Here is a 13,219-nt window from a genome sequence, read left to right on the forward strand (position 1 = left end):
CATGACTCGGTTTTTATGAATTACCAAACATCTTTATTCATGTTTCAAATTTCTTCTCATACATGAAGAAGTTATCTTAACTTATACCAATGTAATCTTCACAGAAGTTGCACCCGCTGCTGGTGTAATTACGACACCGTCTGCACCGGATTCTGACTTACCACCATCGACAGAAGCTACTTCATTAATGCCTCTAAGTACAACAGACCAAGCTTTACCAACACCGCTTGTTGTAACTTCGATTACAGAGCCAGTACGTGTAGCTGTAACATCAAGTTCCTTCTCAGCTTGTAGGTTAACAACCTCAGCTTGCGCTGTTGCACCATCAGCCAATTGGAACACATGTAGACTAACACCATCAGCGAAATCATAATCCGTCTTGTTATCTTGTTGACCCACTGCAATGATACTGTTGGATTTAATCATCATTGGAAGCGTCATGAAGTCATGATTCTCGCTATACCAACGTCCACCTTCAAGTACATCACCTGTCAGATAGTTCGTCCAATTACCTTCTGGAAGGTAATACGTTACATCGCCTTCTTTATTGAAGATTGGAGCAACCAAGATGGAATCACCGAACATATATTGCGTATCCAACGTAGCACAAGTAGGATCTTCAGGATATTCAAGCACCATCGCTCTCATCATCGGTATACCCATCACAGTAGATTCTACTGCTGAGTTAAATAGATACGGCATGATTCTGCATTTCAGCTTCGTGAACTCACGAACGACATCAACCGCTTCGTCACCGAACAACCAAGGCACTCGGTATGAAGTACTTCCATGTAGACGGCTATGCGAAGACAACAGACCGAATTGTACCCAACGTTTGTATACGTCTGGTGCAGCTGTCATTTCGAAACCACTAATATCATGACTCCAGAATCCGAATCCAGATAGACCTAATGACAATCCACCACGAACGGTTTCTGCCATCGATTCATAACTAGCCGAACAATCTCCACCCCAGTGTACAGGGAACTGTTGTCCGCCAACCGTTGCAGAACGTGCGAATAGAGCAGCTTCACCTTTACCCAAGTTTTCTTCCAATACTTCAAATACAGCTTTGTTGTATAAGAAAGTATAGTAGTTATGCATTTTGACTGGATCAGATCCATCATAGTAGACTACATCTGTTGGAATTCTTTCACCGAAGTCTGTTTTGAAGCTATCTACGCCCTGACCAATTAGCGTCTTCAACTTATCTTTGTACCATTGAACCGCAGCTGGATTGGTGAAGTCAACAAGCGCCATACCTGCTTGCCATTTGTCCCATTGCCATACGCTTCCGTCAGCTGTCTTAACCAAATATCCTTGCTCCATACCTTCATCGAACAAGTGGGATTTTTCCGCAATATACGGGTTAATCCATGCACATATTTTAAGACCTTTAGCTTTCAGACGTCTTAGCATGCCTTCTGGATCTGGGAACATATCTTTATCCCATTCGAAGTCACACCATTGGTATTCTTTCATCCAGAAACAGTCGAAGTGGAATACGGAGAGCGGAATATCGCGATCTGCCATACCATCGATGAAATGATTTACAGTGTCTTCATCGTAATCTGTCGTGAATGAAGTTGTAAGCCATAGACCAAATGTCCATGCTGGAGGAAGTGCAGGCTTACCTGTTAATTTCGTGTAGTTATTCAACACTTCTTTCGGAGTGCCACCACCAATGATGAAGTATTCAAGTGATTCCCCTTCGACGCTGAACTGTACTCTTGATACGTTCTCGGAGGCAATCTCGTAAGATACTTTCTCTGGATGATTAACGAATACGCCATAGCCCTTGTTGGATAGATAGAAAGGAATATTCTTATAAGATTGCTCAGAGCTTGTCCCGCCATCTTCATTCCACATATCAACAATTTGGCCATTCTTCACGAACGGAGTGAAGCGTTCGCCAAGACCATAGATATATTCCCCAACGCCAAGATCAAGCTGCTCACGGTAATAAGTGCTCTTGTCAGCAGTAGTAGCTTGGATGTAGGCTGGTGCTCTCCAACCGCTACCAGTCACACGTTTACCAGCAAAGTTGAAATCGACATTCCAACCTTCTTTTCTGTTCACTTTGACGCTAAGGCTTCCGCTCGTAAGCTCAGCCACTTCTTCGCCAATGGCGATTTGTACATCTGTATTTTCAGTGAATAATTCGAACTCAGGACCCTTTTTCACTTTACCTTTATGATGGTTAAGCTGAACGCGGATAACATCAGGCATTGGAGAGCTATAAGTAGCTTTCAACAATGTACCATTAAGCGTATCACCTTTTGATTTAATCTCTTTTGTTGCTGCATAGACGGTCATCGAATCACCATTCTGTGTGATGTCGCGAATATCCGCTGGATTCTGAATTTCATAACCTTCTCGGATTTGCCAATATCCATCCGTAAATTTCATGTTTTTTACCTCCTATTGGTTTATACTATAATTATATTGATTAAAAGGAGACTTTTCTTACGATATTTTGACCAAATGTATCAATATATTGATATTTACTATCAACTCAACCCATAAATAACCTAAAGGTGGCATGTCATATAATGAATCGAGAATTATTAAAAGAAAATCGAGCGCATGGTAACCCCATGTATCCTGTTAGCATCTATCCTAATGTTGAGCAACTAAACGGTCAAAGCATCTTAGATTGCCATTGGCAAGACGAAATGGAATTCATCGTTGTCAGGCAAGGCAGCGCTATTTTCCAAATTAATACGTCCTATTATGAAGTCCACGCAGGCGAAGCTATCTTTGTAAATAGTGGTGAGCTCCATGCTGGGTATGTGGAGAATGAAGATGATATTCCTTGTATTTTCTCAGCAGTCGTGTTTAGTCCTGACCTGCTTCTTAGTCAAGCCTTCGATATTGTGCAAGAAAAGTTTATCACGCCAATACTCAAGAAACAAATACTCCCACCGCCGCATATCAAGAGAACGGAGCAATGGGAAATCGATGTTCTAGATTACCTAGATAACATCCTTACAGAGAATGAAGAAAATTCAGTAACATGTGAGTTAACGACCAAAGCTCATCTTTATCTTATTTTTGCTAAGATGTTCAATCATATGCATACGACGACAAGAAATGAAATCCGTTCTACCGGAAGTCATGAGAAGGTGGAGCGAATCAAAAATGTGTTGAATTATATTCATGAGCATTATCCAGAGCCGCTTAAGCTAAACGACCTTGCTTCAGAGATCAATATGAGCGAGGGCCATTTCTGCCGATTCTTCAAGCAAATGGTACAGAAAACGCCGATAGATTACATGAATAATTATCGCATCCAGAAAGCCTCTAAGCTACTTGAGAACACGGATAAAAAAATAGTCGATATTGCTATGGATGTTGGCTTCGACAATCTGAGCTACTTCATCACTGTGTTTAAGAAACAAAAGAATTGCACTCCGTCTAAGTACCGGAAGCAATTCTTTGAAGGGTTAAACTAAATGATATTTGTCTGAATCCACATCTGTAATGAAACGACTTGGTTCCCCTAAGCTGTATACATGGAGGAGATGCATCGCACGCGTACAAACAGTATAGAATAGCTTCCGTTCGCTCTCACGCACATACACATCGTTCGATGCGTTATAGATGATCACCGCATCGAACTCTACCCCTTTAGCCAAGTAGGAAGGAATGACCAGCGTTCCTAGCACATAGGAAGGCGTTGTTTTGGTTACTTTTTTCAACGTTAAATGATCCTTCAAAGCTTCATATACTAGCTCGCTCTCCTCAAGCGTCTTACAGATAATCGCTGTATGTTCAAATCCTTGGGCATTCAGCGATTCAATATCTGCAATGATCTTCCGATGCAGCTCGTCAAGATCACTTTCAACAACGACCATTGGCTTATCCCCTTGCCGGTTAAAGGCAATGATCTTCTCCCCACCAGGCATCATACTGCGGGTGAAATCCACAATCTCATAAGTTGAACGATAGCTTCTAATCAGATTGATCATTTCAGTATTCTCTGGCCCATACAGTTGTTGCAACGATTCCATACTACCAAGAACGGATGCATGGGCATAAATCCCCTGATTCAAATCACCAAGTGCCGTCATTGAAGCACGAGGAAATAATCTTTTTAAATAATGCAACTGGAAAGGTGAGTAGTCCTGCACCTCATCTATGAATACATAACGTATGAGATTATTCGTTTGGAAACCTTGAGCCAATTCCTGTAAATATAAATACGGTGTAGCATCTTCATAAGATAGCTTGCCACTCTTCAGCTCACTTAAAGTACTCTCACTAATTTCATTCCAATAATCAGGTAGTTCTTCCGTTCCATTAATGGATTTAAGAAGCTCTTCACTCCGAAATAGTTCCCTATAGATTCCTTTCGCATCCACGAATCGCTTCCGTCGAATCCACTTGCGAACTGGCTTCAGCCACTCATTCACAATCATTCTGGCTAATAGATTCCGCTCTTGATCATAACCGTCGAAACTGTCCTTCTTCGCATGCTGTTTACGCCGGACTTGCGTGTAAGCTTTCTGATACTCATCAGGACTTAGCAGATCAATCTGATTATCTACCCAAGCAGCCTCTCTTTCCTTCCGAGCAAAGAGTGTAAGTTCCTTCAACATCCATTCCACCATGAGCTCAATACGATTTGCTAATTTCACTCCAAGGTCGAAGCCATAGAACTTTTCTCTCATCTTTTCTGATGATATGATCAATCTTCCTTGGAATCGAATTGGTCGGAACATCATACCCTGGGTTTCTAAATATTCTTTATACTTGATAATAACTTCCAAGAATGCAGGTGATGATTTGTAATTAATAGCTGCCCGCTTCACATCAAGAGAGTGCCCCTCTTCTGTCTTCAATAAAGATTCCATTTGTGAGAAGACATCTTCAAGTTCAAAGTCTTTAGCTAATCGGTAATCTAAATATGCCTGAAAGGTCGTCTGCTGCATATTCTCTTCCCCTAGCTCAGGGAGAACCGATGAAACATAACTATTGAACAAAGGGTTAGGCGAGAACAGAAGAACCTGATCAGCGCTCAAAGTTGCACGGTGTTTGTATAGTAAATAAGCGACACGCTGTAGAGCAGCTGATGTCTTACCACTACCTGCCGAACCTTGAACAACCAACATACGACTCTTTTCATTACGAATAACGGCATTCTGTTCCTTCTGTATGGTTGCAACGATACTTTTCATTTGATTATCAGCGCTGTGGCTAAGCACTTGTTGAAGCAACTCATCTCCAATCGTCACACCTGTATCGAATAGAACATCAATTTGAGCATTTCGTATAACGAATTGACGCTTAAGTTTCATTTCACCCCTAATCTCACCACTGGGAGTTTCATAGTTAGCCGGGCCGGGTGCACCATCATAATACAAGCTTGATACAGGCGCACGCCAATCATACACAAGGAATGTCTTATCATCGTCATCTAGGAAGGAAGCGATACCTAGGTAAATCGTTTCATTCAGATTTGAACCATCTTCTTCAAAGTCTATCCGTCCGAAGTATGGGGACCTTACAAGCAATTTCATTTTCTTCAATGATTCAGAGGAATGAAGATGTCTTCGTTCCCGCTCTGATAACACTTGAGACTGTTGTCGTAGACTGGTAGATGTTTCACCTAAGTCATCTGAGCTACTAAAGTTGACTCGTACTTCATCCCAGAACTCCTTACGTAAATCTACAACATCACCGCGTACCGTTCCCACTTCTTGTTGAAGCTTATCTATTCTTCTAGTCACTTTCGTCGTTACTTCATCAACTCGTTGCTGTTCATCACGCCATTCTTGATCAATCGTACTCATGAATGTTTCATCCCCTTACTATCTTTCTATTCATTCTCACCAACAGAATCAAATAAAGGAATAATTTCAATCCCTTCGGCCGATATTCGCACTAATCCTTTATCCGACAGGCGAATTTCCGGAATGACTACAAGTGATAGTAATGATAACGTCATGAACACGTTATTAAGACTACAACCTGCTCGTAATAAAGCCTGACTTATCGCTTCAGATTGAAGCGCTACCGTCTCGAATGGTTCTGGGGACATCAACCCACCAACTGGTAATGGGAATATGGTTGTCTCACTTTCCGTCACCATGACCACACCTCCTTGCATATTAGCAACGAGGTTCCCTGCCTTCGCCATAAGAACGTCATCGTTCCCTATCACAGTCAAATTGTGACTATCATGTGATACTGTCATAGCGATGGCTGCTGGTACTTTCAGTCCAATACCCTTCACAATTCCGATGGATTGTCCTCCATTTAAACCATGACGCTCAAATACCGCCATTTTACACAGATCAACCGAATCCTCTAGAACTACGTGATTGTTTTCTACTTTAACTTGTACTTTCCTTTCATGCGTATCAACATGATTCTCAATCACTTCGATTGCTGTAGCGGACACTATCCCCTTAGCTATTGGAGCTACGATGTTGAAATCCACTTCCGTCAACTGTCTACCAATATGAACCGTCTCGAATGCTTCCTCAGGGATACGATATCCTTCCCATGTCATCTTCATTTCACCATTCTCAGCCACAACTTGACCTGCAGCAATCGTCATCACCACATCTACATCAACTAAATTGCCATCAAGTAATATGATATCTGCACATGACCCCGGCGTTATGGAGCCAATATCTCTTGATACCCCAAACCGTTCAGCCGTATTAATCGTTGCCATTTGGAAGGCAGTAACGGGCTTTACTCCTTGTGCAATTGCATGTTTAACTACAAAATTAATATGCCCTTCCCGAAGTAACGATTCAGAACTTCGATCGTCTGTGACCAGCATCATTCGTCTTGTATCGATTCCGTCCTCTGTATGGGCCTTAATCGTCTCAGCCACATCATGCCATGCAGATCCTTGCCGCATCTTGGCGTACATCCCAAGTCGGATGCGTTCGATAACGTCTTCCTTCGTCACACATTCATGATCCCCACTTATACCACTCGCAGCATATACCGGCAATCGCCAGTCATCTGATTTCCAAGTAAAGTGACCATCAGCATATTTACCTGCACGTAACGTTTCCTGAATTTCACGAATCATCTTATCATCACCATACACAACACCTGGAAAGTTCATGACTTCCCCTAATCCAATCATATCTGGACCCCAGCTTAATGCTTCCGCAACTTCCTCAGGACCAATAAAGGCCCCTGTTGTTTCAAAACCTGGATGTGTCGAGGGAACACAAGATGGAGCCTGCATATATGCTGCCAATGGTGTCGTTCTAGCTTCATCTAGCATGAAACGCAGTCCCTTTAGACCCATGACATTTGATATTTCATGTGCATCGAAGAACCCGCCTGTTGTTCCAAGAGGTAGTACCGCTTTGGCGAATTCGGTTACTGTAAGCTGCGTGCTCTCAATATGACAGTGACCATCTAGAAGGCCGGGAGCAGCATATTTACCCTGCCCATCGACTACAACTGTATTCTCACCTATAGTATGACTAATATCTTTGCCTACGTAGGCAATTCTTGATCCCTTTACAGCAATCGACATTCCGGGTAGGATTTCACCTGAGATGACGTTCACTAATTTAATATTGATCACTGCAAGTGTTGCCTTTAGATCCCCACGCGCTGTCGCAACAAGTTCAGGCATACAATCTGCTAATGTTGATCTACTCCATTTATATATTTGTGTCATTATATATGCTCCTTATCCTCTTCATTCTTAAGATAATTATCCACTAGACGATTAAGCCGATTCAATTGATGACCATAGTCGTACATCGATGCCGCTACAATCGTTAATCGAAATGAACGACCACCCTCTAGTTCCATGTAATGCTTAATGTTTCTTTTAATAAACTCATCGCTAGTTTCTTCCGTCAATAGCGCATCTGTTGTATTCGGCTTTAGCTTATGATCAAGTTTCAGCAAAATATGCTCGTGAAATTTCGTGAGCATTTCAATTTCATCAGTAAATTCCTGATCTGTATCCGCAAGACGTTCCGATTGGAAATAATGCTCTCCTATCGCATCTAGCACTTCCTGACCCTTTCGTAGCGTATTCAACATTTGCTTATACACAACTAAATGTCTACTTTCACTGAGTGAACCCCTCTTAAGCTTCTTATATTCTTCCTCAAATAATGAATACTTGTCAGAAAGAAAATTAATATCCTTCTCCAAGGTATTCTTCTCATCCCTAAATATATGTTCCTTCATTTCGTCCGTAATAGATGTCCGTAGCAATAGCGACATATGATCAAATATTCCCTGAATCTGTCCCGTTAGTTGCTGTCTTGGTTTCGGTGGCATAACCAGAATATTAATTAAAAATGCTGAGATGATCCCAATAATACTTAGTGAGAATCGATTCAATGCAAATTCCCATTGACCCGAAGCTTCCATGACAGATATGACAGTTACAAGAGTCAGACCAATCGTATCACCCATTTTGAATTTGAGACAGATCATAATAACAACGATACATACAATTCCAACAGCAATAGGTTCATTTGAGAAGTAATAACCAGCAAACATCGCAATGGCTGCCCCTAAAGTATTCGTCTGTATTTGATCAAGAAAATACCGCCACGAACGATATATCGAAGGCTGCATAGCAAATATAGCCGCAACAGCCGCTATCACAGGAGGTGAGAGTTGAAGCCATGAACTAAGATATAAAGCGAGGGTAACCGCGATCCCTGTTTTAAGCATACGTGCACCAAAAGTCACAGTCATCTGTCCCCCTTACAATTGCTTATTAATATATTACCCCTACCTTAGCACAATGGTCGTTCAAAATATCACCTATTGAACAGCCACTCTATGTTATTATGCATGAAATTCTGTAAATGGTTCATACTAATTCTGGAAAGAACAAGTAAAGCAGAGGTGAAATAGAGTATGAGTCATGAGAATTTACTAACTAAGTTAGCTATAACAACTATGATGACCGGCCTTCTATTCATTGGAGCACAGACAGACGAGTTCACCGTCTATGCCCATTCAGAAGATCCGACAACGCAGACACCCCATCAAAATAGGCAACATAGACAACACAAACATCCACATCATCACAGAGGCATCACAAGAGATGTCGCTCATTTGCTGAATATGGAAAGCCAGGAGTTATTGAAAGAATGGCAGAAAGGAAATACCCTGATTCAAATCGCTAAAGATCGTAAAGGATGGAATGAAGAATTGTTCACCAAGAAATTAAGTGAGATACAACTCAAAAAGATCGACTCTGCTATCAAATCCGGAAAAATAAGTAAAGAACAAGGTGAAATGATCAAGCGAAAATTACCCGAAAAACTAAAGATCGCTCTGAATCATAAATATGGAAATCACCATGAAATACAACACGGCACCTTCTCACATCTTTAACAAAGATCACATCTCAACTTTAAAATCCTAACTTTGCGGTTAGGATTTTGTTCACTCCATATCATTCAATTCATCATTTCTTCTTATCTGGTTCCAACACGGGAACTTCCAGTAGATCCAAAATAAACATGAATATTGGTACTCCAAGAATCAACCCCCATACTCCTAAGAAATGTTCGAATACGATAAGGACAGCAAACGTATAAAAGATTGGCAAATGGGTTTTGGAGGACATAAACTTCGGATTCATAAAATAAGCCTCAAAAGCATGTAACGCTGCTATCATTGCTAGCACATACACAACATTAATTATTCCACCCAATTTAAATGCAATAGCACACAATGGGACTAATGAGACAAATACACCAACAACAGGAACTAGACCTAAAAGAAAGATCATGATTGCAAGCGCGAATAAATTAGGAAATCCCATCATCCAAAGGAAAAACGTTGAAACAATACAATTAATGATAGAAATTAAAAACTGAACTTCAATTACTTTGCCGAATGAGAAAATAAACTTCTTACCATAGTAAGTTAATTCATCATAGAAATAAGCAAATTTACTTTCCTTAAAATTCGCGGTGAAGTGAGTAACCTTCTCCTTCTCAAGCATGAAGAACAAACTCATAATAAGCGCGATTCCAATATTGAAACTCCACTTACCTATATCAGATAACGTCTTCATAATGATACTTACGCCTTGATCCACGTAACTTACCACATCAATCTTACGAATAGATTCCATTAAATAGTTAATTATTTTGTTATCTGTAGGCTCAAAGGGTCTACTATAAAAAGAAATCACTTGCTGTAAGAGATCATTAAGCTGCGATATCAGCTTAGGGGCATATTTGTATGTACCAATCGTTAAAATACCCAGAGCAATAACATAGATAATTATAACCAACACGATTCCATTAATCTTGAATCGACTAGTAACCTTTCTGCTAAGAAATGAATGCAACCGATTAACCAAATAGGTAATAATAAACGTGATTAATAATAGATTCATCATACTTCTAAATAAATAAAGCGACAAGATAAGTGTTGCCAGAACGATTATTCTTTTGACAGCTGGTATTTGAAGAGTTTCTTTAAATGATGTCATCACGTAAGGCTAGGCTCCCTATGTTCAAGGTATTTTTGTTCGTACTGAACTCTATTGTATCATTAGATTCATACTGTTGAAAAGTGTACATCCAATGATTCATCATATTTCTCAAAAGCGGTCATATTTGCTGAGTTGTTCACGAAGTAATTAGCAAAAATTAAAATTCCCTTAAAAGAAAATAAAATAATTTCATTAACTCTTAAGGAATGAAACTCCAACTTCTGTTAAACTAAAGTCTAGTAAATGTGTATTTAATATTAAGGGGGATTACAAAGTAATGACTGACAAAGAATTAGGGAATCCAGAAAACGAATCTTTTGAAGGAAAGCCTGAGGAAACAAACTCAGAAAACAATGAGAGTATTGAGAATGTAGTGGTAGAAGATCATCTCGTTGAAGATGAACTGATCGTAAACGAACCCATCCTTTCCACTACAGAATCATTAAACTCAGAAGAGACGGCTGTCCTTCATCAAATTCAAGGCAATCAGAATCCATCTAATCAAGAATCCGCAGTTACGCCACCATCTAACAGTAGCCCTAAGATATGGATGGGTCTTACCCTTCTTCTTGCTATTGTTCTTGTGATTGTACTTGTTAAACCACCTTTTGGTGGCAATGGAGGAACTGAATCCGTAGCTACTGTGAATGGTGTTGATATTACTAAAGACACGCTGTATAACGAATTGATCACTCTTGGTGGTACTCAGACACTCGAGAACCTTATTACAGAAGAACTAATTGAACAAGAAGTGACCAAAGCGAAGATTACTGTTACGGAAGAAGACATAACCAAAGAAATGGATACTATTAAGAAGAACTTTGGATCGGATGAGGAGTTCACAGCAGCTCTTACTCAAATGGGCATGACTTTGGACAACCTGAAAGAAGAAATGAAGATTCAAGTAAAAATACGTAAATTAGTAGAACCTCAAGTAAAAGTAACGGATGAGGATATCAAGACATTCTTCGAAAGCAATGCAGAGTCTTTTGGCACAGCAACGCTTGAAGAGTCATCTGCTGATATTAAAGAAATGTTGACTAGTCAACAACTTTCAACTTTGTCTTCGGAATGGATCGCTGGACTTAAAACAAATGCAGACATCAAGAATACACTAGTTAAAGATGTGAAAACACCTGAGACTACTACTGAAGAGACATCTACTGAAACCGTAGAATAGCATTTAACTAATTTTTCAACAAATAGACCACATGAGAAAATCAGCTCATGTGGTCTATTTGTTAGTTCTTATTGGTTATTAGGGGGACTAGACGTTAAGTAAATCCAAATGTTTACCAATATGCGACTTAAGCGACTGCTCATAAGCCTCTTCTTTCTTCTCAAGCGTGTCGAAGAACTCGTCACTAAATAAATTCTGACCCGCTCCATCTTGTGCCTTAAGTAGAATACCATACGTAATATGGAGTAGTTGACGTGCATTGTCTTCCTCCATATACTCTGGTAATTGCTCATCAGATACTTGATCCAGTGGCTTAATTTTAGAAATATCTGTAGTCACATGGTAGTATGCTTTTGCTTCTTCAAAATGCGCCAATGCGTATGCATGCATTCTGCGATATAGAGAAGGACTCTCTTTCGCAACTGTTCTTACCGCTTCAAGCCAATTTGTTCCAGCTGTTTTTACATGGAAGCGTCCCTTTGTATACTTAGCAATTACTGGGAACACACTTAGCTTATCACTTCCAGAGTGAATGCTGAGTTTAAATCCGAAATGATCTGCAATTGCTGCATGAATACGTAATTCTTTCTCAAACTGTTCAAGATCTCCGATGTAATCTATTCCTTTTTGGAATTCCCCACAAAATCTTGGAGCCATACTGAAGATATGAACATCGTTACGCTCTAGCTCAGCTGCTACGAAATAATGGGCTTCCGGAGATGTTGGTGTCACCGTTTCGTCTATGGAAATTTCAAAGTCAATCTCGCGATCCACCGATTTAATATATTTTTCATAAATGTAGATCATGAATGGAATAGCTTCATTATAAATAAGAACACATTTCATAAGTTCTTTTTGATCGAAGAATACTTTCTCCTCACCCACTTGGAATGATTGATCTAGGTATCTTTCCTCATAACCCTTACGTATCTTTTCTGAAAGTTGACCATACCGTTCATTCAATTCAGCGTCGTTCAGATCCTGAATATCACTCGGAATCTTCTCTGAACAATCTAGAGTCAGCATGGTAAATCCTAGATCAAGAGACATCTGAATGTCTGCTTCTTCTTTCAAATGATCCCCGTCGGCTCCGTATCCATCTCTGAATCCCTCTTGGAATGCTGCGTAACTAGCTGCATCAAGCACATCAAGATAAGTTCTGCCAGTCAAAGCAAGTTCACGGATACTTTGTTGTGCAAGAACGGGTGAGACTGGACGTCCTCTAAGTGTCGCTAAATGTCCTGGTCCTGCAAGTCCCAATCGATCTCCTAAACCAAATGTTGTTGATTGTCTTCCGAAAGCCTTTGGTGATAAATGTGGGAAATATTTAGCAAGAATGATACGATTCTCATGGGATAAAGGGCTTAGTTTATATCCATCTTGAACTTCACCAGCCAGTTCATTAAATAATGCACCTTCGCCAACCGCCATGATCACTTTCTTACTCTCCACTTTGAGCATCAGTAGATGAACTTTATTATGGGTATGTAGAGAACGTTCATAAATTTTCACATGTTGTGGTGAAGCGGTTTCAATACGACCTTCTTTTAAAGCCTGGGCAATTTGTTTCATAA

At 40.2% G+C, this 13,219-nt stretch carries 9 protein-coding genes; 3 read left to right on the top strand and 6 right to left on the bottom strand.

The genetic code is table 11. From position 1 onward, the window contains the following. Positions 1-81: 81 nt before the first annotated feature. The gene (gene yicI / locus AC1TO9_RS06890; RefSeq protein WP_482054107.1) at positions 82-2,409 is read right to left on the bottom strand and encodes an alpha-xylosidase; all 2,328 of its coding nucleotides are present in this window, start codon (positions 2,407-2,409) and stop codon (positions 82-84) included. 143 nt (positions 2,410-2,552) lie between these two features. On the opposite strand from yicI, the gene AC1TO9_RS06895 reads away from it, so the two are divergent. After that, positions 2,553-3,455: an AraC family transcriptional regulator gene (locus AC1TO9_RS06895; RefSeq protein WP_482054108.1), complete on the top strand. Its 903-nt coding sequence runs from the start codon at positions 2,553-2,555 to the stop codon at positions 3,453-3,455. On the opposite strand, the gene helD is transcribed toward AC1TO9_RS06895, so the two are convergent. The 3 genes from helD to AC1TO9_RS06910 are packed head-to-tail and all read right to left on the bottom strand — an operon-like array spanning position 3,447 to position 8,697. Next, positions 3,447-5,795: an RNA polymerase recycling motor HelD gene (helD, locus tag AC1TO9_RS06900; protein WP_482058702.1), complete on the bottom strand. Its 2,349-nt coding sequence runs from the start codon at positions 5,793-5,795 to the stop codon at positions 3,447-3,449. The genes AC1TO9_RS06895 and helD overlap by 9 nt on opposite strands. Positions 5,796-5,821: 26 nt before the next feature. Continuing rightward, positions 5,822-7,660, bottom strand: a complete 1,839-nt coding sequence (locus tag AC1TO9_RS06905) for an adenine deaminase (protein WP_482058703.1) — start codon at positions 7,658-7,660, stop codon at positions 5,822-5,824. After that, positions 7,660-8,697 carry an FUSC family protein gene (locus tag AC1TO9_RS06910; protein WP_482054491.1) on the bottom strand — a complete coding sequence of 346 codons (1,038 nt, stop codon included), beginning with the start codon at positions 8,695-8,697 and terminating at the stop codon, positions 7,660-7,662. Before AC1TO9_RS06910 ends, AC1TO9_RS06905 begins: the two co-directional genes overlap by 1 nt. A gap of 171 nt (positions 8,698-8,868) precedes the next feature. Here AC1TO9_RS06910 and AC1TO9_RS06915 point away from each other — a divergent pair, with 171 nt between their 5' ends. Next, positions 8,869-9,351 (top strand): hypothetical protein, encoded by a 483-nt coding sequence (locus tag AC1TO9_RS06915; RefSeq protein WP_482054111.1) that lies wholly within the window; start codon positions 8,869-8,871, stop codon positions 9,349-9,351. A gap of 73 nt (positions 9,352-9,424) precedes the next feature. Here AC1TO9_RS06915 and AC1TO9_RS06920 read toward each other — a convergent pair whose 3' ends face one another. Next, the gene (locus AC1TO9_RS06920; protein ID WP_482054492.1) at positions 9,425-10,462 is read right to left on the bottom strand and encodes an AI-2E family transporter; all 1,038 of its coding nucleotides are present in this window, start codon (positions 10,460-10,462) and stop codon (positions 9,425-9,427) included. Between the two features lie 280 nt (positions 10,463-10,742). Between AC1TO9_RS06920 and AC1TO9_RS06925 the strand changes: the two genes are divergently transcribed. Next, positions 10,743-11,645, top strand: coding sequence for a SurA N-terminal domain-containing protein (locus AC1TO9_RS06925; RefSeq protein ID WP_482054112.1), 903 nt, complete (start codon positions 10,743-10,745; stop codon positions 11,643-11,645). 87 nt (positions 11,646-11,732) lie between these two features. Here the strand turns inward: AC1TO9_RS06925 and AC1TO9_RS06930 are convergent, their stop codons facing one another. Further along, the gene (locus tag AC1TO9_RS06930) at positions 11,733-13,217 is read right to left on the bottom strand and encodes a tagaturonate epimerase family protein (protein ID WP_482054113.1); all 1,485 of its coding nucleotides are present in this window, start codon (positions 13,215-13,217) and stop codon (positions 11,733-11,735) included. Between the last annotated feature and the right edge of the window lie 2 nt (positions 13,218-13,219).

It is taken from the genome of Paenibacillus sp. Y916 (genome assembly GCF_056786435.1).